Genomic DNA, 20,114 nt, shown 5'->3' with positions numbered 1-20,114 from the left:
CCCTTGGGGGGAGCATCTGACGGGCGTTCCCCTGAGCGTTCAGGGGAGGGCGATCAAAGTCCCGGGAGCTTGATCTTGCTCTTGCCCTGGCGCTCGATCAGCACGGGCTTGCCGCCGGTCAGCTTGGCGATGCGTTCCTTCTCGGCGGCGGCGTCGATGGGCGCGTTCGACCCGTCGAGGGCCGCGGTCTGTTGCGGCTGGGCGGCGGCCGCCTCGTCCTTCTTCCAGAACATCACCCGGTCGGCGAAGCTCTTTTCCTTGTGGGCGATGTCGCCGAACTCGTCGTCGACCACGTAGCGGACCAGCGGGTCGGCCTTCTCGGCGCCGGCCTTGGCGACCAGCAGCTTCTCGCCGTCGGAGCGTTGCTCGGCCTCACGCTGGCCCAGCAGGGCGTTGCGCGCTGCGCTCTCGGGCTGCAGCTCCTGCGGACGCGGCTCGCCGGGGGCGGGCGGGCGCAGGGCATAGTCGGGCGGCACCACGAGCGGAGCCTTGGTGACGATCCGGAACTCGTCGGGCGTCACCTTGGACATGCCCAGCGCCTTCTGGGTCGACTGGCAGCCGGCGAGGCCCGCGGCCGCGACCAGGGCGGCGGTCGCCACGATCACTCGGTTGGCCACGATCGCGCGGTTGGCCACGATCACGCGTTTGACGGTCATCTACCCTAGAACTCCCATGCGCGGCTCGGACCGAGCCCAGGCGCCAGCTTCGACGTATCGCCGCTCTCCGTGGCGGGAAAACGGCGGCGGGCTCCCGTCCCGAAGAGATGGAATAGACGAATCCCCGCGGCGCGCCAACGGCGTCAGGCGGGGCGTTGCGGACGCAGGCTGTCGAACAGCAGCAGGATCACGCCGATCGTGATCCCCGCGTCGGCGATGTTGAAGATCCAGGGGAAGAACCCCAGCGCGCTCACGTCGATGAAGTCCACCACCGCGCCGAACCGCGCCCGGTCGATGGCGTTGCCGACCGCGCCGCCGATCACCAGAGCCAGCCCCAGCGCGGTCAGGGCGCGCGTCTGGTTGCGGGCCCAGACCGCCAGCAGCACCGCCACGGCCGCCGAGAAGGCCACGAAGCCCCAGCGCACCAGATCGTGCTCGGCCTGGAACAGGCCGAAGCTCACGCCCTCGTTCCAGATGCGCGTGAAGTTGAGCGGGCCGAACACCTCCATGGTGGCGCGTTCGGGCAGGCGTACGACCGACAGGATCCAGTACTTGGTCAACTGGTCCAGCACGATCACCACGGCGGCGATGGCGAAGGCGCGCCAGCCCCAGGGCGTGATCCCGCGGGGCGCCGTCGCGGCCTGCACGGCCTCGCTCATGCCCCCCGCTCCGCGTCCCAGGCCGCCACGGCGTCGTCGCAGCGCTCGCAGAGGAACTTCGGCGCGGCCACCTCGGGCAGGATGCGCCAGCAGCGGGCGCACTTGTGGCCCTGGGCCTTCTGCACGTCCACGCCCACGCCGGGCGACTCGGCCAGCCGGAAGCCGCCGCCGGCCGCGGCGACGAGTTCGGCGGCGCTGGTGCGGAACACCTCGGCCGGGTCCAGCCCCTCGAAGGCCGCACGCAGGTCGGCGCTCTCCAGGTGCACGCGCGGCGCGGCTTCCAGCGCGGCGCCCATCCGCTTCTCGCGCCGCTCGACCTCGATCGCGCCGGTCACCACGGAGGTCGCCTGCTGCACCCTGGCCCAGCGGGCGGCTTCGGCGTCGTTGCGCCATTCGGCCGGCGTCGCCGGGATCGTCCGCAGGCAGTTGGAATGGCCCTGCGGGAAGCGTGTCGTCCACGCCTCTTCCGTGGTGAAGGGGATCAGCGGGCTGAGCCACGCCGTCAGCCGTTCGAACACCGCGTCCATCACCGTGCGGGCCGCACGCCGGCGCAGGCTGTCGGGCCGGTCGCAGTAGAGGGCGTCCCGGCGGACGTCGAAGAACAGCGCCGACAGGTCGTCCTGGCAGAAATCGAGGATCGGCCGGATCACGTCCTGGAAGACATAGCCTTCGTAGGCGGCGCGCACCTGGCCGTCGAGCTCCCACAGCCGGTGCAGGATGTAGCGCTCCAGCGGCGGCATCTCGGCCAGTTCGACCGCCTCGTCAGGCCCGTAGTCGGCGAGCGCGCCCAGCATGTAGCGCACGGTGTTGCGCAGCTTGCGGTAGGCGTCGGACGTGGTCTGCAGGATCGTCTTCCCGATCCGGCTGTCGTCGGCGTAGTCGATCATCGCAGCCCACAGGCGGATGATCTCGGCCCCGGACTCGCGGATGACCACCTCGGGGTCGACCGTGTTGCCCTTGGACTTGCTCATCTTCTCGCCGTTCTCGTCCATGGTGAAGCCATGGGTGAGGATGGCGTCGTAGGGCGCCCGGCCGCGCGTGCCGCAGCTCTCCAGCAGTGAGCTCTGGAACCAGCCGCGGTGCTGGTCCGAGCCTTCCAGGTAGAGGTCGGCGGGCCACTTGGTGTGGGCGCGGTTCTCCAGCGTGAAGGCGTGCGTCGAGCCCGAATCGAACCAGACGTCCAGGATGTCCTCGACCTTCTCGTAGCGGTCGGGATCGTGCTGGCCCAGGAAGTCGGTGACCGGCCGGTTGAACCAGGCGTCCGCGCCCTCCCGGGCGATGGCGTCCACGGTGCGGCGGTCGACCTCGGGGTCGTGCAGCGGCTGTCCCGTCTCCTTGTCCACGAACATGGCCAGCGGCGCGCCCCAGGCGCGTTGGCGGCTGATCAGCCAGTCGGGCCGGCTCTCGACCATCGCCCGGATGCGGTTCTTGCCCTGCGCGGGATAGAAGGCCGTGGCCTCGATCGCCTCCAGCGCGGCCTCGCGCAGGGTGCGCCCGCCCAGCGCCTTCGTCTCGATCGGCTCGTCGATGCGGATGAACCACTGCGGCGTGTTGCGGAAGATCACCGGCGCTTTCGAGCGCCAGCTGTGCGGATAGCTGTGTTCGAGACGCCCGCGCGCCAGGAGCCGGCCCGCCTCGATCAGCTTTTCGATGACCGCCGGGTTCGCCGGCCCGAACCGGCCGGCCTTCTTGCCCTCGGTCTCCAGCACCTTCAGCCCGCCGAACAGGGCCACGTGCGGATAGTAGGCGCCGTCGGGATCGACGGTCTCCGGGATCTCGCGGTGGCCGTGGGCCAGCCAGACCAGGTAGTCGTCGGCGCCGTGGCCCGGCGCGGTGTGGACGAACCCCGTGCCGGCGTCGTCGGTGACGTGGTCGCCGGCGAGCAGGGGCACGCCGAACCTGTAGTGGGGATCGAGGTTGGCGAACGGGTGCTCGCACTCCATGCCCTGGCAATCGATGGTCTCGAGACGGCGGGCCTTGGCGATCTTGGCGGCCGCGAACACGTCCGCCGCCAGCTTGTCGGCGACGATCAGCCTGTCGCCGGGCCGGGCCCAGGGCTCGAACTCCAGGCCCGCCTCCATGGCGTCGACCACGTAGACGCCGTAGGCGATGGCGTCGTTGTAGCTGATCGCCCGGTTGGCGGGGATGGTCCAGGGCGTGGTGGTCCAGATCACCACGCTGGCCCCGCGGGCGGCGTCGCTGCCCTCGGTGACCGGGAACTTCACCCAGATCGTCGGGCTCACGTGGTCGTGGTACTCGACCTCGGCGTCGGCGAGCGCGGTCCTCTCGACCGGGCTCCACATCACCGGCTTCGAGCCGCGGTAGAGCTGGCCCGACGCCACGAACTTGTGGAACTCGGCGACGATCGCGGCCTCGCTCGTGAAGTCCATGGTGGCGTAGCGGTTTTCCCAGTCGCCGACGACGCCCAGGCGCTTGAAGCCCTGCTTCTGCACCTCCATCCAGTGGGCGGCGTAGTCGCGGCACAGCTTGCGGAACTCGGCCTTGCCGACCTCGTCCTTCCGGCGGCCCTTGGCGCGCAGCTCCTCCTCGATCTTCCACTCGATCGGCAGGCCGTGGCAGTCCCAGCCGGGCACGTAGTCCACGTCGTAGCCCAGCAGGAACCGCGAGCGGACGACGAAGTCCTTCAGCGTCTTCTGCAGGGAGTGGCCGATGTGGATGGCGCCGTTGGCGTACGGCGGTCCGTCGTGCAGGACGAACAGCGGCGCGCCGGCGCGCTGCCGCTCGGCGCGCATTTGGCGGTAGAGGTCGTCCGCCTCCCACTTCGCCAGGATCTGGGGCTCCTTCTGCGGGAGTCCGGCGCGCATGGGGAAGGGCGTCTCGGGAAGGAAGACGGTCTCGCGGTAGTCGCGAAGGGGTGTTTCGGCGTCGTCGGCCATAACTCTGTCCAGTGTGTCCGGAGGTCTAGAGGTGCGGGGTGAGAACCCGGCGCGCGCTGGAACGGAATTCGTCCGGCGGCGTCACGCCGGGCGGATAATTCGCGCGCTCTTCCGGACCGAAGTCATGGCGGCAGCGTCTAGCAGAGGGCGGCCGAGGCGTCACCCTCCGCGGCGCGCTGCCGTGACGCGGCCGAATGCGGGATGACAGCGCCGAAGGGGCAGGCAAGGATCGGGCAAACGGAGGGAGAGGCCCGATGATGCGGTGGATGCTGGCGCTTGCGGCGCTGTTCGTTCTGGCGGCCCCGTCCGCCGCCCTGGCCGAGACCGGGTTCCTGGACCGGACGATCACCGTCGACGGCAAGGCCTATGCCTACCAGGTCTATGTGCCTCGCCAGCTTGCGAAAGGACCACCGCCCGTCATCCTCGCCCTCCACGGCGCGGGCGAGCGCGGCTCGGACGGGCTGCTGCAGACCGAGGTGGGGCTGGGGGGCGCGATCCGTCGCCATCCCGAGCGCTGGCCCGCCATCGTGGTCTTCCCCCAGGCGCCCAAGGACCAGCTCTGGATGGGCGCCCCCGCCAAGATGGCGCTGGCCGCGTTGGCTGCGGCCGAGCGGGAGTTCCGCACCGACCCCGACCGCGTCTACCTCGCGGGCATGTCCATGGGGGGCAACGGGACCTGGCGGCTGGCGTATGAGAATCCCGACCGCTTCGCCGCCCTCGTGCCGGTCTGCGGCTTCGCCGGATCGTTCCGGGGCCTCCCGCCGATCGCCGCCGGCCCCGACCCCTTCGCGGCCCTGGCGCAGCGCATCGCCCGCGCGCCGGTGTGGATCATCCACGGCGACGCCGACGTGGTGGTCCCGGTCGACGAGTCGCGGAAGATGGCCGCGGCCCTGAAGGCCGCCGGCGCGGCCGTCACCTACAAGGAGCTGGCCGGGGTGAACCACAACTCCTGGGACCCCGGGTTCGCCGACGAGGCCCTTCCGGCGTGGCTGTTCCAGCAACGGCGCCAGCGCGCCAACTAGGCGACGGCAGGGCTGATTCAGCCAGCCATCGCGCCCTCAAAGGCCCGCCTGTCCCGGCAGGACTCCAGAATGTCCTGGAGTTCTCGGAAGATTTGTGCTACCTATGGAAAATCGAAATTCGAATTGGTTCGGTTGCTCTCCACGCTTGTTCTTCGGATCGAGCCCGGACTTCCCAAGATCCACTCCGAGATATCGATCGACGCTCCATCCGGAGCGCGCGCAAATCTATGCCTGAAAGGCGAAAAACATGACCACCGGCACCGTGAAATGGTTCAACCCCACCAAGGGCTTCGGCTTCATCCAACCTGACAACGGCGGCAACGACGTGTTCGTGCACATCTCGGCCGTCGAGCGGGCGGGCCTCGGCAGCCTGAACGAAGGCCAGAAGATCGGCTTCGAGCTCGAGCGCGACCAGCGCAGCGGCAAGATGTCGGCCGGCCAGCTGCAAGCTGTCTGACGAAACCGGGCCGGGCGGGAAACCGCCCGGCGACCTGCCCATGACCACATCGACCATCGAACGCGCCTACGAGCTCGCCCGCTCCGGCGCCGCACCCGACATCGAAGGCCTCAAGCTGCGCCTGAAGGCGGACGGCTGCCGCGCCGTCGACGCCCTGCTCGCGCCCCGCAGCATCCGCGGCCACCTGGCCGCCATCTGCGCGGCGACCTTCCCGGCGGCCCAGGCCGCGACTGACCCAAGGCGACCATGAACGAAATCCAGCGCACCGGCTTCGCCGAACGCCTCAAGACCGCCGCCGAAGCGAAGAAGGCCCTGCTGGCGGGGTTCAAGCCCAAGCCGACCGTGACGGCCGCCGACTTCACGCCCAGCGCCGAGGCGCGGCAGGCCGAGCTGGCCCAGGTGCGCCAGGACCGGGCCGAGGCCAAGGCCGCCCGCATCCAGGCCGCACACGACGCCGCCGAGGCCAAGCGGGTGTCCGAGGAAGCCGCCGCCGCCGCCGCCCTCGACGCCAAGCGCGGCGAGCGCAAGGAGCGCAAGGCGCTCACCAAGGCCGAACAGAAAGCCAAGCGCGACGCGCGCTACGCCGCCCGCAAGGCCCGCTGATCCGGAGACATCCATGGCGAGAAAGCCGAACTACGATTTCGAACGCCGCGAGCGCGAGCGCCTGAAGGCGCTCAAGACCGCCGAAAAGGCCGAGGCCAAGCGGGCCCAGCGCGAGCGCGACCGCGCCGCGGGCGATGCGCCCGGCGGCGGATCCGACGAACAGGACTGAGCCATGCCGCAGGGCGAGATCTACAACCACGAGACCGTCCTCATGGACGGCGAAACCTTCTCGGACTGCGAGTTCCGCGACTGCCGCCTGGTCTATGGCGGCGGCGAGCCGCCGGCGTTCGCCGGCTGCAGCTTCGTGGGCTGCGACTGGAAGTACGAGGACGCGGCCGCGCGCACGCTGGCCTTCCTCAAGCTGGTCTGGAGCGTCGGCGGCAAGGCCCCCGTCCAGGCGTTGATCAAGGACATCACGGCCGTCGGCCGCTGACGGAAGGGGCGCGCGCCATGGCCGGTCTGAAGGACAAGGGCGGCTTCTTCATCGACAAGGACCGGCTCGACCTCTCCGAGCGCAAGGCCGTCGAATACTGGATGAAGAAGTGGGGCGTGACGCGCGAGCAGCTCACCGCCGCCCATCGCAAGGTCGGCCGCCTCACCAAGGACATCGCCGCCGAACTCGGCAAGCGCCGCTGACGCGCTACGCCTCGGCGGTCGTCAGCCGCAGGCCGACGGCGCCCACCAGGATGAGGGCGATGAAGCCCAGCTGCAGCGGCCCCAGCCGCTCGCCGAACGCGAACGCCCCGATGGCGCCCGCGGCCATGATGCCGACCCCCGACCAGATGGCGTAGGCCACCCCCACCGGAATCGCCTTCAGCGCCGGCGCGAGCACCCAGAAGCATGCGGAGTAGAGGGCGATCGAGACCGCGCCCCAGTGCGCCTTCTCGAAGCCGTTCGACAGCTTCAGGAAGAAGGTCCCGCCGATTTCCAGGGCGATCGCCGCCGCCAGGTAGAGCCAGGCCGTCATCGGGTCGCCTCCATCGCCTTCCGCCGGTCGGCCGGCCCGCTCAGCTTCCCAGCACCCTGCGGGCCTCGTCCGCGTCCCTCATCACCTGCACGGTCATCGCCTCGAGCCCGTCGAACTTCTCTTCCGGACGCAGGAAGGCGACGAGGTCGGTCTCGATGATGCGGTCGTAGATGTCCTCGTCGAAGTCGAACATCCAGACCTCGAGCAGCGGGCGGGTGAGCCCCTGGACCGTCGGGTTCATGCCGATGTTGGCCACGCCGTCGAACTGCCGCCCGTCCGACAGGCGGGTACGGGTGGCGTAGACGCCGAAGCGCGGCGTCACATAGTCGGCGAGGTCCACGTTCGCGGTGGGAAATCCCAGCTTTCGGCCCAGCTGCCGGCCCCGCTGGACCGTGCCTTCGATGGCGAAAGGGCGGCCCAGGATGTCGGCCGCGACCTCGGGCCGACCGTCGCGGAGCGCGTCGCGCACCTGGGTCGACGAGAACTTCTCGCCGCCGTGGCCCACGGGGTCGGCCACCGAGACCCCGAAGCCGAGCTCATCCCCGTACTGGCGCATGGTGTCCGGGGTGCCGGTGCGGCCCTTGCCGAAGGAGTTGTCGAACCCGACCGCCACGTGGCGCGCGCCCAGGCCCTGGTGGAGCACCTGCGTGGCGAACTCTCGGTCGGTCATCCCGGCCAGCTCGGCGTCCAGCGGCAGGACGTAGAGGATGTCGACGTTCAGCTTCTCCAGCGCGCGCGCCTGCTGGTCGGTCTTCATCAGCCGGAACGCCGGTTCGTCGGGCCGGAAATAGACGCGGGGGTGGGGGTCGAAGGTGATGACCCCGAGCGGCGCGTCCAGATCGCCCGCGGCGCGGGCGGCCAGTTCGATCACCTGCTGGTGGCCCTTGTGGACGCCGTCGAAGCTGCCCATGGCCACGGCGGCGCCGCGGTCCTCTGGCGGCAGGTCCTTCCAGCCGCGGATCACCCGGATGCGCTTCATGCGCCCCCGATTGTCACGCCGGGCGGCGGGGCGCAATCACCAGGGCTTCACCGTCGATGACCGTCTTGCCCGCGACCTCGCAGATCGTGTCGAGCGTGACGTGCCCGCGGGCTTCGTCGAGCGCCTTGACCGTGACCCGAACCCCGACCAGGTCGCCGATCTTCACCGGCCTGCGGAACCGAAGCGACTGGGACAGGTAGATGGCCCCGGCCCCGGGCAGCTTGTTCGCGATCAGCCCCGAGATGAACGAGGCCGAGAGCATCCCGTGGGCGATGCGTTCGCCGAAGGTCGTGGTCTTGGCGTAGGCCTCGTCCAGGTGCAGCGGGTTGTGGTCGCCCGAGACGTCGGCGAAAGCCTGAATGTCGGCCAGGCCCACCACGCGGCTGGTCTCGGCGGTCTGGCCGACTGTCAGCTCGTCGAAATAGAAGCCTTGCACCGACCGCTCCCTTGGAACGCGGACGTCGCCCCCAGGAACGGTCCACGCTCCGGTCCTAGAGCGCCCCCGCCGACCACGCCAGATCGGGAGTTACCCAGTTCGCGAAAAGCGCCTCGCGGCGCAGGAGATCCGCCACGACGCGTGCGTCCAGGCCGTCGGCCCCAATCGTCTCGCCGCCGTGTATCCCGTTGGCGACGAACAGGACGTCGAGGCCACGCGCATTTGCGCCCCGGACGTCGGTGGGCAGCCCGTCGCCGATGCAGAGCACGCGGCGCGGATCGATCGGCCCGCCGCGCTCGGCCTCGGCGGCCCTCAGGGCCATCTCGTAGATCGGGGCGTAGGGCTTGCCCGCCATCACGGACCGGCCGCCCAGGTTCTCGTACAACTGGGCCAGGGCGCCGCCGCAGTAGATCAGCCGGTCGCCGCGCTGCACCACGATGTCGGGGTTGGCGCAGATCAGCTCCAGGCCCCGTTCCACGCACGTCAGGAAGCGGTCGCGGTAGTCCGCAGGCTCCTCGGTCTCGTCGTCATAGGGCCCGGTGACGCAGATGAAGTCGGCGTCGCCCGGCCCGGCGTCGGTGAGGCCCAGGCCTTCATAGAGCACCTCGTCCCGGTCCGGTCCGATCTTCCAGACGCGCCCCCCGCGCTCGGCCAGAAGCGCCCGGGTGGCGTCGCCCGACGTGATGAGCCGCGTCCAGGCCTCGCGCGGGACGCCGAGGGAGTCCAACTGGTCCACGATCGGGGGATGCGGCCGCGGGGCGTTCGAGATCAGGATGACGGGGCCCACCTCGGCCCGGTACCGCGCCAGGGCGGCGCAGGCCGCGGGGAAGCTCTCGCGGCCGTTGTGGATCACGCCCCAGACATCGCAGAGAAGGACATCGTAGCGGGCGGCGAGCTCGCCGAGCCCGGCGATCGGTGTGGGGGCGTTCATGCGAGGCGCGGGTAGCACATCGATGCGGCTCGGCGAAGGCGCGCGCCTCAGGGCTTGCTACCATCCTGCGCCGGAGCCTGCGCCTCGGCCTGCCGCGAACCCGCCAGCATGCTCCGCAGGGCGTAGTTCCCCTCATGGCAGGCCACCTCGAAGAGCGGCCCTGCGGTGGTGCGAAGCTCCATCTCGCCCTGCCAGGGCATGACGTAGAGCGACGGATTGCGCACCGTGAAGGCGTAGCCGAGCCGGTCCGGGCCCAGGCGCGTGAGCCGCTCGATCACCACGGCGTCCGCCGCGGGATCGCCGTCCGGCGCGTCCACCTCGGTCGCCGTGAAGTTGGTCGTCACGATGACCAGGGTGTCCCCCTCCCAGTGGCCGATGGACTCCCCGAGCCACCGGCGCACGTGCGGCGGCCCGCGCCGCGCCCGCGGGTCGAGCCGCACGATGCGCACGTCGCCGAGGTACTCCGCCTGGATGACCAGGTGGTCGCGGGTCTGCACGATGCGGAAGTTGTTGTTGTAGACCCCGTTGATCATCGGCGGTCCGGCGAGCGCCCCCGGCAGGCAGCGGTCGCCGCGCCCTCGGTCCTCCGGATTGTCGGTCGTCAGCTTGCGTCGCGCGGTGCGATCCTTGTTGCGGGCGGCGGCGGCCGCGGTGAAGGGCAGCTTCCCGTCGGCGGGCGAGACGATCAGCGAGGTGCGCGGCTGGCCCCGGACGCGCTGCAGCGGTTCGTCGGTCTCCCACCACTCGGAGTCCGCGCCGCCGACGTCGTCCTCGATGGGGGGCGGCTGATTGCGCCGGCGGGCCTCATAGGCGCGGGCTTCCGGCTCGCTGATCGTCAAGGCCTTGAAGTCCTTGGGCCGTTCGAGCGGCGTGAGCGAGCCGCTGGTCCACAGGCCGCCGAGATCCGGCGGCGCCGCCTGCGCGGTCGTGACGGAGGCGAGCGCCGCTGCGGCGATGATCAACCTGTGCATGCCACGCCCCCCTGCTGGCGCCTCATGCTCGTCCGCGGCCGGCCGTACGGCAAGAGCCCACGGCGGGAAGGCCCCGCGCGCCGGCTTGCCCTACGCGGCTCGGGGCCTCAGGCGCTCGACGTTCGAGGCCGGCGCGCCGGCCTCGGCCAGGACGTCGTTCTTGATCGCCCGCGGCTCGCCGAACAGGTGGCCCTGGGCGAGCTGCACCTCGAGGTCGAGCAGATCGACCACCTGCCGCTCGTTCTCGACCTTCTCGGCCACCAGATCGACGCCGTAGCGCCGCAACAGCAGGGCGAAGTCCTCGGCCGCCAGGTCGGGCATGGAGCGCAGGACGAGCCGGTCGTCGACCTCGGTGAGCTCGTCGAGCAGGGTCTGGGCCCCGACCTTCAGGAACTTCACGTCCGAGCGGCCGAGGTCCTGCAGGTCCAGGTCGAGGTTGACCACCTTGTCGACCGAGAAGCGGAAGCCGAGGTCGGCCAGGCGGGCCATGTTGCGGGCCTGGACCCCGTTGCGGGTCTCGAACGCCTGCTGGCCGATCTCGAAGACGAGGGCGGGCGCCAGGTCGCGGTTGGCCCGGAGCAGCTCGAGGAACTGCGGGAAGAACTCCTCGTCGCCCAGGCTGGCCATGGAGATGTTGCAGAAGATCCCCACGCGCCGGTCGCGCTGCGCCAGCCGCCTCACGATCTGCACGCAGCGGAAGAGCAGCAGGTTGTCGATGGCGGTCACCAGCCCGGCCGGCTCGGCCACGGCCAGATACTCGGCCGGCAGGATGACGCGGCCCGTGGCGTCGCGCAGGCGCGAGTAGCTCTCGTAGAAGACGGTCTTGCGCTGCGGCAGGGCCATCACCGGCTGCAGGTAGAGGTCGACGCGGTTCTCGGTGAGGGCGTCCCGGACCACGTCCAGCAGCCCCTGGGGGCGGCGGGCGTCGGATCCGCGAACGTCCTGGCCGGCGCGGGCGGCCAGGTACGGCTCGGGCTGCTCGTCGAAGCGGCGCCCCAGGCGCTGCACCAGCTCCTCCAGCATGTGGACTTCGTCGGTCAGCTCTGCGCCCCGGGTGAGGTCGGCCTCGACGGCCCGGGCCACCTCGGTGACGCGGCCGTCGATCCTCACCACCTGGTCGAGAAGGATCTTGTGGGCGTCGCGGACCGCCTCCACCTCGCCGCGGATCTCGCGCATCTCGAGGAAGCGCATGACCATGCCGTGCGAGGCGATGCAGAGGCCGAAGGCGCCCAGGAACGACGAGACGGCCACGCCGGCGCCCATCCCGTTGCGCCACAGCGTGAGCGCCACGATCAGCGAGAGGCAGAAGTAGGTCGCGCAGAGGAGCGCGAAGGTGAGCCGCCGCATGGATCCCGTTCCGAATCACCCGGAGTATCCGCTGCGGACTCCGGCCTCGTCGAACTCATTAACCATGCCGCGGTTCGGGTTTGGTTAACGCCGAATCGGGTCGCGGGCCCGCGGCGCTGGGGAGGCGCGCGCGCGGACCCGCCCGTCGCGGTTTACGCGGCCGGCTGGTCGAAGGCCCAGACGAACCCGAACGGGTCCTTCACCTGGGCCCAGGTGTCGCCCCAGAACATCACCTGCGGCTCGACCAGCGCCTGACAGCCGGCGCCGACGGCGCGGTCGAACCAGGCGCGGCAGTCCTCGACGATGAGCTGGATGATGAAGGCGGCGGGGGCTTCGAAGCTGTGTCCATGCTCGGGGTAGAAGTCGCCGAGCATGACCGAGCTGTCGTTGATATGGAGGTGGACGTGCATGGTCCGCCCCTGCTCGTCGGCGGGATGGGCGAACGCCACCTCGGCGGCGAACGCCTTGGCGTAGAAGTCGGCCGCCTTCAGCGCGCCGTCGACGGCCAGGTAGGCGACGACGCCCCCCTTGGTCTCCACCTTCGGCATGGCGGGCGCGTCGAGAGTCTCGGGCATCGGGTTGCTCCTGGCTGATCCTGGACCAAGGACGCGCGAACCAAGCTCGCGCCGACAATCACAGCTCTTCCTTTCCCGCTCGGGGGAAAGGAGGGAGGGTCTCAGCCCGCGGTATTCGCCGGCTGGTGGTCGGCGGCCAGCCGGTCGAGGTGGGCGCGGATGTGCGCGGCTTCGGCCGCGGTGTTGGCCAGCGCGATCGCCCGGTCGAAGGCGGCGCGGGCCTCGCCGTGCCGGCCCAGCTCGAGATTGAGGGCACCCCTCAGGCCGTGGAAGTGGAAGTAGCCCGAGAGCCGGTCCTGCAGCGGGTCGATCATCTCGAGCGCCGCCGCCGCGCCGCGCACCTTCGAGACCGCCACCGCCCGGTTCAGCGTGATGACCGGCGACGGCGTCATCCGCTCCAGGCTGGCGTAGAGGGCGTCGATCTGAGGCCAGTCGGTGTCGGCCGGCGTGGCGGCGCGGGCGTGCAGCGCTGCGATGGCGGCCTGCACCTGGTAGGGGCCCGGCCGCCGGTGACGCAGCGCCTTTTCGATCAGCGCGAGGCCCTCGGCGATCATCGGCGCGCGCCAGAGACGGCGGTCCTGGTCTTCCAGCAGCACCACCTGGCCGTCGGCGTCGAAGCGGGCGGGCGTTCGCGAGTGCTGGATCAGCATCAGCGCGAGCAGGCCCATGATCTCGGGCTCGGTCTGGAAGAGCCGCAGCAGCAGGCGGGCCAGCCGGATGGCCTCGTCGCACAGCTGTGCGCGCTCTGGGTTGCCGCCGGTCGAATAGCCCTCGTTGAAGACCAGGTAGAGCATGGCGGCCACGGCGGCCAGCCGCTCGGACCGCTCGACCGCGCCGGGCGTCTCGAAAGGGGCGTCGCCGGCGCCGACCTGGCGCTTGGCGCGGGTGATCCGCTGCTCCATCGCCGCTTCCGAGACCAGGAACGCCCGGGCGATCTGGGCGACCGAGAGGCCCGCGACGATCCGCAGCGCGAGCGCGATCTGCTGGGTGGCCGGCAGGTCGGGATGGCAGCAGATGAAGAGCAGCCGCAGGACGTCGTCGCGATATGCCCCCTCGTCCACGCGGTCGGCCGCACGCGTCTCCTGGTCGTCCAGGTCGGAGAGAGTCTCCTCCGATGGGAGTTCGGTGTTGCGGGCGCGCTTGCGAACGCCGTCGAGCGCGGCGTTTCGTCCCACCATGATGAGCCAGGCCGCGGGATCGCGCGGCGGACCGTTCTTCGGCCAGTTTCCGAGGGCGCGCAGGCAGGCGTCCTGGAAGGCCTCCTCGGCCGTGTCCAGGTCCCGGAAGTAGCGGAGCAGCGCCCCGACCGCCTGGGGCCGCGCGGCCGTGATGGCCGCGTTGATCCAGGCGAGGTCGCTCACGCCGGCACGCGCAGATCCGCGCCGGTGTTGTAGACCGCGAGCGGCCGGATCTCGTAGGCGCCGCCGGGATTGGCCTCGCCCAGCGCCTTGGCGACGGCGATCGCCTCGTCGAGGTCGGCGACGTCCAGGATGTAGAAGCCGAGCAGCTGCTCCTTCGTCTCGGCGAAGGGGCCGTCGATGATCAGCGGCGGGTCGCTCTTGCGCAGGGTGGTGGCCGCCGTGGTGGGCAGCAGGCGCAGCGACGGGCCGAGCTTGCCCTGGGCCTCCAGCTTCTCGCGCACCACGGCGATGCGGCGCATGACCTCGTCTTCCTGCGTCTTGTCCCAGGCCCAGACGGTCGCCTCGTCATTGTAGCAGAGCAGGGCGTACAGCATGGGATTTCCTCGTTCGGACACAGGACGCACGAGGATACGACCGCCCGACAGAGGGGCGCAATTTTGTCCGCCGGGAAGGGCGGTCAGCGCGTGGGGACGGGCTTGTCGCCGCGGTAGTCGTAGAAGCCGCGGCCCGACTTGCGGCCCAGCCAGCCGGCCTCGACGTACTTCACCAGCAGCGGGCAGGGCCGGTACTTCGAGTCCGCGAGGCCCTCGTACAGCACGTTCATGATCGAGAGCACGGTATCGAGGCCGATGAAGTCGCCCAGCTCGAGCGGCCCCATGGGGTGGTTGGCGCCCAGCCGCATGGCCGTGTCGATGGCGTCGACGGTGCCCACGCCCTCATAGAGCGTGTAGATCGCCTCGTTGATCATCGGAACCAGGATGCGGTTGACGATGAAGGCCGGGAAATCCTCGGCGTTCGAGGTGGTCTTGCCCAGCGACTGGGCGAACTGCACCGCGGTCTCGTAGGTGTCGGCGTCGGTGGCGATGCCGCGGATGATCTCGACCAGCTTCATGACCGGCGCAGGGTTCATGAAGTGCAGGCCGATGAACTTGCCGGGACGGTCGGTGGCCGAGGCCAGCCGCGTGATCGAGATCGACGAGGTGTTCGAGGCGAGCAGCGTGTCGGGCCCGAGGTGCGGCGACAGGGCCTTGAAGATCGTCTTCTTGGTCTCTTCGTTCTCGGTGGCGGCCTCGATGGCCAGGTCGGTCCCGCCCACGGCCTGAAGTTCGCCGGCCGGCTTGATCCGCTTCATAGCCGCTTCCATGGCGGCGGGCTCGATCACGCCTCGCGAGACCTGGCGGGTCATGTTCTTCTCGATGACGGAGAGGCCTTGCTGCAGGCGCTCCTGGCTCACGTCGTGGAGCAGCACGTCGTAGCCGCCCAGGGCCACCACGTGGGCGATGCCGGTGCCCATCTGGCCTGCGCCGATGATGCCGACCGTCTTGATGTCAACCATTCAGACCAGGCCTTCGATGCCGCTTGCAAGTTTTCGCACAGTTTCGCGGCAGCTTTCTAACACGGGTATGGCGCGCCGCGGCAAGACCTTTGCTGCGCCGCAAAATGAATTCCACCGGTCGATGGTGTTTTGAGGTCCCACGTCGCGCCCGCAACGCAAACGGGCGGCCCCTCGCGGAGCCGCCCGTCGCATGTCGGATGTCGGAGGAGCCTACTTGCCCGCTGCGGTGAGCGCGCTCATCAGCTCGGGGACCGCGGCCTTGTAGTCGGCCACGAGGCCGAAGTCGGCCACCTGGAAGATCGGCGCGTCGGCGTCCTTGTTGATCGCCACGATCACCTTGGAGTCCTTCATGCCGGCCAGGTGCTGGATGGCGCCCGAGATGCCGATGGCGACGTAGAGTTCCGGCGCGACCACCTTGCCGGTCTGGCCGACCTGGTAGTCGTTGGGCGCGTAGCCCGCGTCCACCGCCGCGCGGCTGGCGCCGACGGCCGCGCCGAGCTTGTCGGCGAGCGGCTCGATGACCTTCTGGAACTCCTCGGCCGAGCCCATGGCGCGGCCGCCCGAAACGACGATCTTGGCGCCGCCAAGCTCAGGCCGGGCCGACTTCACGATCTTCTGGTCAACGAACTTGGTCTTGGCCGGCGCGGCGGGGGCCGCCACGCTCTCGACCGAGGCCGAGCCGCCGTCCGCGGCCGCCTTGAAGGCGGTCGGGCGGACGGTCAGGACCTTCTTGGCGTCGCCCGACTGCACCGTCTCCATCGCGTTGCCCGCATAGATCGGGTGCGTGAAGGTGTCGGCCGAGACCACCTCGGTCACGTCCGAGATCTGGGCCACGTCCAGCTTCGCCGCGATGCGCGGGCTGAAGTTCTTGCCCTGCGAGGTCGCCGGCGTGAGGATGTGGTCATAGCCGCCGGCCAGGCCCACCACGAGGTCGGCCATCGCCTCGGCCAGCCCCTGACCGAGCTCGGCGCTCTCGGCCGTCAGCACCTTGCGCACGCCGGCGATCTTGGCCGCCTCGGCCGCGATCGCGGCGGTGTTCGAGCCGGCCACCAGCACGTCGACGTCGCCGCCGATCGCCTGGGCGGCGGTCACCACCTTGTGCGTGTTGTCCTTGAGAGTCGCGTTGTCGTGGTCCGCGATGACGAGAACGGCCATTTAGAGGACCCCCGCGGTCTTGAGGTTGGAGACGAGGTCGGCGGCCGTCTCGACCTTGATCCCGGCCTGGCGCTTGGCCGGCTCGGTGACCTTCACGACCTTGAGGCGCGGCGCCGTGTCGACGCCGAGGGAGCCCAGCTCCTTCACGTCCAGCGGCTTCTTCTTCGCCTTCATGATGTTGGGCAGCGAGGCGTAGCGCGGCTCGTTCAGGCGCAGGTCCGCCGTGACGACCGCGGGCAGGCTCACGTCGATCGTCTGCAGGCCGCCATCGACCTCGCGCGTCACCGTCGCCTTGCCGCCGCCGATGGCCACTTCCGAGGCGAAGGTCGCCTGGGGCCAGTCGAGCAGGGCCGAGAGCATCTGGCCGACGGCGTTGTTGTCGCCGTCGATGGCCTGCTTGCCCATCAGGACGAGCTCGGGGTTCTCCTCGGCGATCACCGCCTTGAGGACCTTGGCCACCGCCAGCGGCTCCAGGTCCTGGTCGGTCTGGACCAGGATCGCGCGGTCGGCGCCCATGGCGAGCGCGGTGCGCAGGGTTTCCTGGGCCTGAGTCGGGCCGACGGACACCGCCACCACCTCGGTGGCTGCGCCCTTCTCCTTGAGACGGACGGCCTCTTCGACCGCGATCTCGCAGAACGGGTTCATGGACATCTTGACGTTGGCGAGGTCGACGCCCGTCTGGTCGGCCTTCACGCGGGCCTTGACGTTGTAGTCGATCACCCGCTTGACCGGGACCAACACCTTCATGGGTTGCTAGCGCCTCAAATTGTTCGCGGAAATGACTTAAGCCGGTGGCTGATACCCGTTCCCACGCGGTTTGCAAGTGCGGCGCGGGCGGTCCTGCCGCAGCGCACAAAACTAGCCAGACCTGCCTGTCCCTACGTAAAAGGCTCCCATGAACCCGAATATCGAGCGCCTGAAGCTCATCTTCATCTGCCTCTTCGTCGCCGCCGCGATCGGAGTCGGCGTCTGGCAGGTGTGGTGGGTCATGCCCGCGCAGAAGTGCGAGAAGGAGCTGAAGAAGTGGTGGGATCCCGTCGAACGGGTCTGCGCCACGCCGGTGCTCATCTCCGACATCACGGGCCGGGTCATCACCGACGAGAAGGCGCTGGCCGAGGCCAAGCGCGCCATCGGCCGCCCGGCCGCTCCGGCGAAGGCGCCCGCGACGCCCGCATCCGCGCCGAAGGAGTAGCTAGCGGGTCGCGCCCGAGACCCAGAACACCTCGGCCTCGCCGCGGCCGTTGGCCCACCGCGCGGCGACGAAGAGCAGGTCCGACAGCCGGTTCAGGTAGCGCAACGCCGGCGCGCTGACCGGCTCGCCCGTCTCCACGAGCCGAACAGCCTCCCGCTCCGCTCGCCGGCAGACCGTCCGCGCCAGGTGCAGGGCCGCCGCGGCCGACGTCCCCCCCGGAAGGACGAACGACTGCAGCGCCGGCAGGCGGTCGTTCAGCCGGTCGATCTCGGTCTCAAGTCGCGCCACCTGGGCGTCGCTGACCCGCAGCACCGCGCCCTCGGGCTCGTCGGGGCGCGCCGGCGTGGCCAGGTCGGCCCCCAGATCGAAGAGCTCGTTCTGCAGCCGGGCCAGGATCTCGTCGAGCTCGGGGTCGGCCAGCGACGCCCGCGCCAGGCCCAGGCATGCGTTGGTTTCGTCGACCGCCCCATAGGCCTCGACGCGCAGGTCGGACTTGCTCACGGTCGCGCCGGTGGCCAGGCGGGTCGCGCCGGCGTCGCCCGTGCGGGTGTAGATCCGGTTCAGCGTGACCACGGGGCGACCCTCAGCCCTGGCCGCGCCACCAGACCGCCAGCACGAGGACCGCGACGGCGACGGCCTGGGTCAGGACGCGGAGGCGCATGAGCTTGTTGGACCACGACCGCCCGAAGTCGCCGCCTCGGAAGAGGGCGTAGATTCCCGCCGCCAGAACGATGGCGACGGCGGCCAGCGCCGCGTAGATCAGGTAGTCGAAGACGTCCATGCGGCGAACTTAGGCTGGCAAACGCCGCCTTGCCACAATCATCCATGTTCATTTGAAACTTGACTTTATCAACCTTGATCATGTTCAACGATCACACGACCTCTGTCCTTCCGCAGAAGGGGGGTGACGTAAGAGTCCTTATCACATAAGGACTTGCCGTCCGGCCTCGACCGCGGCCGGTCGCTGATTCCATCGGATTACAGCTTCGTAACCTTGCTCACGTACCGAGTTAGTTGAACATGTTCAGCGTTGGTGGTAGGCCGCCACTCCTCTCCAAACCCCCTGAAACCAGACGCTTCGCCGGATACCCCCACCGGTGAACGACAAGAGACGAATGAAGCACATCTCCCCCAATCAAGTCGCCGCGGACGCCCCGGCGCGTCCCCCCACGCGCCGCGCGCTCGCCAAGCAGCAGACCCGCCAGAAGGTGCTTGCGGCTGCCCGCCGGCTCTTCTCCGAGCAGGGCTATGAAGGCGCCACCATCCGCGACATCGCCGCCGCGGCGGGCATGTCGACCGGTGCGGTCTTCGCGAACTTCACCGACAAGTCGGACCTCTTCCGCGAGATCATGGTCGACGACATGGAGGCCCTCGTGACCTCGATGCGCGAGGCGGCCGAGCGTGGCCGCAACGTCGAGGACGCGCTCCTGAAGGTCTTCATGGCCGGCTACACGTTCTACAAGACGCGTCTTCAGCTGGCGCGTGCGGCCTTCTCGGTGTCGTGGGACCGGGACGGCGGGCCGTCGCTGCGCGGGCTGCCTTCGTCGCTGGCGTTCCAGGAGCTCTTCACCGAGCAGCTGGCCTCGGCCGTGACCCGTGGCGAACTGTCGCAAGAAGCCGAGGTGAAGCTCCGCAGCCAGATGCTGATGGACACCTACCTCTCCAACTTCCCCCAGGCGATCTTCGAGGGCTGGAGCCTGGACGCCCTCCAGGCGCGCGCCCGCGACCAGATCCGGATCCTGCTCGCGGGGGCCCGCCGCGGCTAGCCGGGGCAGCGGGCCATGACGGCTGAGGCCAACCCACTTCCGGAGGCGACACCGGTCCGGCAGTCGCAGAAGGAAGCGACGCGCCGGCGGGTGATCGCCGCCGCGCGCGAGCTGTTCGACGCCCACGGCTACGAGGGCACCACGATCCGCGAGATCGCGCGGCACGCCGGCGTGGCCGTCGGGTCGGTGTTCACGACATTCGCGTCCAAGGGGGAGATCCTCTCCGAGGTGATGGCCGCGCGGCTCGAGCTGCTCTACGCCGAGGTCGACCGCGTGATGCCGCATGTTCGCGGGTCCACGGTCGACCGCCTCCGGACCATGTTCGCCATCCACTTCGAGTTCGAGGCGCGCCATGTCCGGCTGTTCCTGGCGCACATCGCAGCCGCGTTCGACCATACCTTGTCGGGCGCCGCGCGGCCCTATGGGCGCAACGAGCACTTCCAGCAGGTGATCCGCGACATCCTGCAGGCCGGGATCCGGGCCGGCGAGGTGCGTCCCGACATCGACATGCAGGAAGCCGTCGACCTGATGATGGCGGCCTATGCCTGGACCTACCGGATCGTGGTGACCACCGAGGCGGACGCCAAGGCGCTCATCGCCGTGATGGACCGCCAGCTGGGTCTGATCGTGGCCGGGCTCGCCCCCGAACGGTAGCAGCTGCGCGGCCGCCCGCGAGCCTGCGTTGCGTTTCCGCTTGCCAGACAGCGCTCCTCCAGGCGCAAGAAGGCCAGGGCCGTCATTCCGCGGGAGGGTGGGCGCAGCGTGAGTTCGAAGTTGAAGCCCAAGGCCGCCAGGCGGTCGAAG

27 protein-coding genes are annotated in these 20,114 nt (G+C 69.9%); 10 read left to right on the top strand and 17 right to left on the bottom strand.

What is annotated here, in order from left to right; all coding sequences use genetic code 11:
* Positions 1 to 53 precede the first annotated feature (53 nt).
* From JNK30_RS16735 to ileS, 3 genes are all read right to left on the bottom strand, one after another.
* Positions 54 to 656: a DUF3035 domain-containing protein gene (locus JNK30_RS16735; RefSeq protein WP_293483897.1), complete on the bottom strand. Its 603-nt coding sequence runs from the start codon at positions 654 to 656 to the stop codon at positions 54 to 56.
* A 143-nt stretch (positions 657 to 799) separates the two neighbouring features.
* Complete coding sequence (gene lspA, locus JNK30_RS16730) at positions 800 to 1,315, bottom strand: signal peptidase II (protein WP_293483895.1); 516 nt, start codon at positions 1,313 to 1,315, stop codon at positions 800 to 802.
* Positions 1,312 to 4,212, bottom strand: a complete 2,901-nt coding sequence (gene ileS / locus JNK30_RS16725) for an isoleucine--tRNA ligase (RefSeq protein WP_293483894.1) — start codon at positions 4,210 to 4,212, stop codon at positions 1,312 to 1,314. Before ileS ends, lspA begins: the two co-directional genes overlap by 4 nt.
* Positions 4,213 to 4,466: 254 nt before the next feature.
* Here ileS and JNK30_RS16720 point away from each other — a divergent pair, with 254 nt between their 5' ends.
* The 7 genes from JNK30_RS16720 to JNK30_RS16690 all read left to right on the top strand — a co-directional run bounded on the left by JNK30_RS16720 (position 4,467) and on the right by JNK30_RS16690 (position 6,930).
* Entirely contained in the window at positions 4,467 to 5,234 is a 768-nt protein-coding gene (locus JNK30_RS16720; protein ID WP_293483892.1) for a PHB depolymerase family esterase, read from the top strand.
* Between the two features lie 247 nt (positions 5,235 to 5,481).
* On the top strand, positions 5,482 to 5,691 hold the full coding sequence (locus tag JNK30_RS16715) for a cold-shock protein (RefSeq protein ID WP_293483890.1): 210 nt from the start codon (positions 5,482 to 5,484) through the stop codon (positions 5,689 to 5,691).
* A gap of 40 nt (positions 5,692 to 5,731) precedes the next feature.
* On the top strand, positions 5,732 to 5,941 hold the full coding sequence (locus tag JNK30_RS16710; RefSeq protein ID WP_293483888.1) for a hypothetical protein: 210 nt from the start codon (positions 5,732 to 5,734) through the stop codon (positions 5,939 to 5,941).
* Positions 5,938 to 6,294: a DUF6481 family protein gene (locus tag JNK30_RS16705; RefSeq protein ID WP_293483886.1), complete on the top strand. Its 357-nt coding sequence runs from the start codon at positions 5,938 to 5,940 to the stop codon at positions 6,292 to 6,294. The genes JNK30_RS16710 and JNK30_RS16705 overlap by 4 nt, the downstream gene beginning before the upstream one ends.
* 13 nt (positions 6,295 to 6,307) lie before the next feature.
* Positions 6,308 to 6,463 carry a hypothetical protein gene (locus JNK30_RS16700; protein ID WP_293483884.1) on the top strand — a complete coding sequence of 52 codons (156 nt, stop codon included), beginning with the start codon at positions 6,308 to 6,310 and terminating at the stop codon, positions 6,461 to 6,463.
* A gap of 3 nt (positions 6,464 to 6,466) precedes the next feature.
* Positions 6,467 to 6,727, top strand: a complete 261-nt coding sequence (locus tag JNK30_RS16695) for a hypothetical protein (protein ID WP_293483882.1) — start codon at positions 6,467 to 6,469, stop codon at positions 6,725 to 6,727.
* A gap of 17 nt (positions 6,728 to 6,744) precedes the next feature.
* Positions 6,745 to 6,930 carry a DUF3606 domain-containing protein gene (locus tag JNK30_RS16690; RefSeq protein WP_293483880.1) on the top strand — a complete coding sequence of 62 codons (186 nt, stop codon included), beginning with the start codon at positions 6,745 to 6,747 and terminating at the stop codon, positions 6,928 to 6,930.
* Positions 6,931 to 6,934: 4 nt separating this feature from the next.
* Here JNK30_RS16690 and JNK30_RS16685 read toward each other — a convergent pair whose 3' ends face one another.
* The 12 genes from JNK30_RS16685 to JNK30_RS16630 all read right to left on the bottom strand — a co-directional run bounded on the left by JNK30_RS16685 (position 6,935) and on the right by JNK30_RS16630 (position 17,099).
* The gene (locus JNK30_RS16685; RefSeq protein ID WP_293483878.1) at positions 6,935 to 7,261 is read right to left on the bottom strand and encodes a multidrug efflux SMR transporter; all 327 of its coding nucleotides are present in this window, start codon (positions 7,259 to 7,261) and stop codon (positions 6,935 to 6,937) included.
* A 40-nt stretch (positions 7,262 to 7,301) separates the two neighbouring features.
* Entirely contained in the window at positions 7,302 to 8,240 is a 939-nt protein-coding gene (locus tag JNK30_RS16680; protein ID WP_293483876.1) for a bifunctional riboflavin kinase/FAD synthetase, read from the bottom strand.
* Positions 8,241 to 8,253: 13 nt separating this feature from the next.
* Entirely contained in the window at positions 8,254 to 8,676 is a 423-nt protein-coding gene (locus JNK30_RS16675; protein ID WP_293483874.1) for a MaoC family dehydratase, read from the bottom strand.
* Between the two features lie 55 nt (positions 8,677 to 8,731).
* Entirely contained in the window at positions 8,732 to 9,607 is an 876-nt protein-coding gene (locus tag JNK30_RS16670) for a TIGR01459 family HAD-type hydrolase (protein ID WP_293483872.1), read from the bottom strand.
* Between the two features lie 47 nt (positions 9,608 to 9,654).
* The gene (locus tag JNK30_RS16665; RefSeq protein WP_293483870.1) at positions 9,655 to 10,578 is read right to left on the bottom strand and encodes a hypothetical protein; all 924 of its coding nucleotides are present in this window, start codon (positions 10,576 to 10,578) and stop codon (positions 9,655 to 9,657) included.
* Positions 10,579 to 10,668: 90 nt separating this feature from the next.
* A complete protein-coding gene (locus JNK30_RS16660; RefSeq protein WP_293483868.1) occupies positions 10,669 to 11,925 on the bottom strand; it encodes an EAL domain-containing protein in 1,257 nt (418 codons plus the stop codon).
* Positions 11,926 to 12,077: 152 nt separating this feature from the next.
* Positions 12,078 to 12,500, bottom strand: coding sequence for a VOC family protein (locus tag JNK30_RS16655; RefSeq protein ID WP_293483866.1), 423 nt, complete (start codon positions 12,498 to 12,500; stop codon positions 12,078 to 12,080).
* 101 nt (positions 12,501 to 12,601) lie between these two features.
* The gene (locus JNK30_RS16650; protein ID WP_293483865.1) at positions 12,602 to 13,861 is read right to left on the bottom strand and encodes an RNA polymerase sigma factor; all 1,260 of its coding nucleotides are present in this window, start codon (positions 13,859 to 13,861) and stop codon (positions 12,602 to 12,604) included.
* Positions 13,858 to 14,235 (bottom strand): YciI family protein, encoded by a 378-nt coding sequence (locus tag JNK30_RS16645; protein WP_293483863.1) that lies wholly within the window; start codon positions 14,233 to 14,235, stop codon positions 13,858 to 13,860. The genes JNK30_RS16650 and JNK30_RS16645 overlap by 4 nt, the downstream gene beginning before the upstream one ends.
* An 83-nt stretch (positions 14,236 to 14,318) precedes the next feature.
* Positions 14,319 to 15,197 carry a 3-hydroxybutyryl-CoA dehydrogenase gene (locus tag JNK30_RS16640; protein ID WP_293483861.1) on the bottom strand — a complete coding sequence of 293 codons (879 nt, stop codon included), beginning with the start codon at positions 15,195 to 15,197 and terminating at the stop codon, positions 14,319 to 14,321.
* 210 nt (positions 15,198 to 15,407) lie between these two features.
* Positions 15,408 to 16,352: an electron transfer flavoprotein subunit alpha/FixB family protein gene (locus JNK30_RS16635; protein ID WP_293483859.1), complete on the bottom strand. Its 945-nt coding sequence runs from the start codon at positions 16,350 to 16,352 to the stop codon at positions 15,408 to 15,410.
* The gene (locus JNK30_RS16630; protein ID WP_293483857.1) at positions 16,353 to 17,099 is read right to left on the bottom strand and encodes an electron transfer flavoprotein subunit beta/FixA family protein; all 747 of its coding nucleotides are present in this window, start codon (positions 17,097 to 17,099) and stop codon (positions 16,353 to 16,355) included. It abuts the gene before it with no gap.
* Positions 17,100 to 17,247: 148 nt separating this feature from the next.
* Between JNK30_RS16630 and JNK30_RS16625 the strand changes: the two genes are divergently transcribed.
* Complete coding sequence (locus JNK30_RS16625; RefSeq protein WP_293483855.1) at positions 17,248 to 17,544, top strand: hypothetical protein; 297 nt, start codon at positions 17,248 to 17,250, stop codon at positions 17,542 to 17,544.
* On the opposite strand, the gene JNK30_RS16620 is transcribed toward JNK30_RS16625, so the two are convergent.
* On the bottom strand, positions 17,545 to 18,117 hold the full coding sequence (locus JNK30_RS16620; protein ID WP_293483853.1) for a cob(I)yrinic acid a,c-diamide adenosyltransferase: 573 nt from the start codon (positions 18,115 to 18,117) through the stop codon (positions 17,545 to 17,547). It lies immediately after the preceding gene.
* A gap of 10 nt (positions 18,118 to 18,127) precedes the next feature.
* The gene (locus JNK30_RS16615) at positions 18,128 to 18,325 is read right to left on the bottom strand and encodes a twin transmembrane helix small protein (protein ID WP_293483851.1); all 198 of its coding nucleotides are present in this window, start codon (positions 18,323 to 18,325) and stop codon (positions 18,128 to 18,130) included.
* 334 nt (positions 18,326 to 18,659) lie between these two features.
* Between JNK30_RS16615 and JNK30_RS16610 the strand changes: the two genes are divergently transcribed.
* Both JNK30_RS16610 and JNK30_RS16605 read left to right on the top strand, forming a co-directional pair.
* Positions 18,660 to 19,310: a TetR/AcrR family transcriptional regulator gene (locus JNK30_RS16610; protein WP_293483849.1), complete on the top strand. Its 651-nt coding sequence runs from the start codon at positions 18,660 to 18,662 to the stop codon at positions 19,308 to 19,310.
* 15 nt (positions 19,311 to 19,325) lie between these two features.
* Positions 19,326 to 19,964 (top strand): TetR/AcrR family transcriptional regulator, encoded by a 639-nt coding sequence (locus JNK30_RS16605; RefSeq protein WP_293483847.1) that lies wholly within the window; start codon positions 19,326 to 19,328, stop codon positions 19,962 to 19,964.
* Positions 19,965 to 20,114: the final 150 nt, after the last annotated feature.

The sequence above is a fragment of the Phenylobacterium sp. genome, assembly GCF_016793225.1.
Lineage (GTDB): Bacteria > Pseudomonadota > Alphaproteobacteria > Caulobacterales > Caulobacteraceae > Phenylobacterium.
This window is presented reverse-complemented; position numbering and strand designations above follow the sequence as displayed.

Coding starts and splice junctions, on each gene's coding strand:
- JNK30_RS16735 (WP_293483897.1), bottom strand. CDS start 656: ATGACCGTCAAACGCGTGATCGTGGCCAACCGCGCGATCGTGGCCAAC.
- lspA (WP_293483895.1), bottom strand. CDS start 1,315: ATGAGCGAGGCCGTGCAGGCCGCGACGGCGCCCCGCGGGATCACGCCC.
- ileS (WP_293483894.1), bottom strand. CDS start 4,212: ATGGCCGACGACGCCGAAACACCCCTTCGCGACTACCGCGAGACCGTC.
- JNK30_RS16720 (WP_293483892.1), top strand. CDS start 4,467: ATGATGCGGTGGATGCTGGCGCTTGCGGCGCTGTTCGTTCTGGCGGCC.
- JNK30_RS16715 (WP_293483890.1), top strand. CDS start 5,482: ATGACCACCGGCACCGTGAAATGGTTCAACCCCACCAAGGGCTTCGGC.
- JNK30_RS16710 (WP_293483888.1), top strand. CDS start 5,732: ATGACCACATCGACCATCGAACGCGCCTACGAGCTCGCCCGCTCCGGC.
- JNK30_RS16705 (WP_293483886.1), top strand. CDS start 5,938: ATGAACGAAATCCAGCGCACCGGCTTCGCCGAACGCCTCAAGACCGCC.
- JNK30_RS16700 (WP_293483884.1), top strand. CDS start 6,308: ATGGCGAGAAAGCCGAACTACGATTTCGAACGCCGCGAGCGCGAGCGC.
- JNK30_RS16695 (WP_293483882.1), top strand. CDS start 6,467: ATGCCGCAGGGCGAGATCTACAACCACGAGACCGTCCTCATGGACGGC.
- JNK30_RS16690 (WP_293483880.1), top strand. CDS start 6,745: ATGGCCGGTCTGAAGGACAAGGGCGGCTTCTTCATCGACAAGGACCGG.
- JNK30_RS16685 (WP_293483878.1), bottom strand. CDS start 7,261: ATGACGGCCTGGCTCTACCTGGCGGCGGCGATCGCCCTGGAAATCGGC.
- JNK30_RS16680 (WP_293483876.1), bottom strand. CDS start 8,240: ATGAAGCGCATCCGGGTGATCCGCGGCTGGAAGGACCTGCCGCCAGAG.
- JNK30_RS16670 (WP_293483872.1), bottom strand. CDS start 9,607: ATGAACGCCCCCACACCGATCGCCGGGCTCGGCGAGCTCGCCGCCCGC.
- JNK30_RS16665 (WP_293483870.1), bottom strand. CDS start 10,578: ATGCACAGGTTGATCATCGCCGCAGCGGCGCTCGCCTCCGTCACGACC.
- JNK30_RS16660 (WP_293483868.1), bottom strand. CDS start 11,925: ATGCGGCGGCTCACCTTCGCGCTCCTCTGCGCGACCTACTTCTGCCTC.
- JNK30_RS16655 (WP_293483866.1), bottom strand. CDS start 12,500: ATGCCCGAGACTCTCGACGCGCCCGCCATGCCGAAGGTGGAGACCAAG.
- JNK30_RS16645 (WP_293483863.1), bottom strand. CDS start 14,235: ATGCTGTACGCCCTGCTCTGCTACAATGACGAGGCGACCGTCTGGGCC.
- JNK30_RS16640 (WP_293483861.1), bottom strand. CDS start 15,197: ATGGTTGACATCAAGACGGTCGGCATCATCGGCGCAGGCCAGATGGGC.
- JNK30_RS16635 (WP_293483859.1), bottom strand. CDS start 16,352: ATGGCCGTTCTCGTCATCGCGGACCACGACAACGCGACTCTCAAGGAC.
- JNK30_RS16630 (WP_293483857.1), bottom strand. CDS start 17,099: ATGAAGGTGTTGGTCCCGGTCAAGCGGGTGATCGACTACAACGTCAAG.
- JNK30_RS16625 (WP_293483855.1), top strand. CDS start 17,248: ATGAACCCGAATATCGAGCGCCTGAAGCTCATCTTCATCTGCCTCTTC.
- JNK30_RS16615 (WP_293483851.1), bottom strand. CDS start 18,325: ATGGACGTCTTCGACTACCTGATCTACGCGGCGCTGGCCGCCGTCGCC.
- JNK30_RS16610 (WP_293483849.1), top strand. CDS start 18,660: ATGAAGCACATCTCCCCCAATCAAGTCGCCGCGGACGCCCCGGCGCGT.
- JNK30_RS16605 (WP_293483847.1), top strand. CDS start 19,326: ATGACGGCTGAGGCCAACCCACTTCCGGAGGCGACACCGGTCCGGCAG.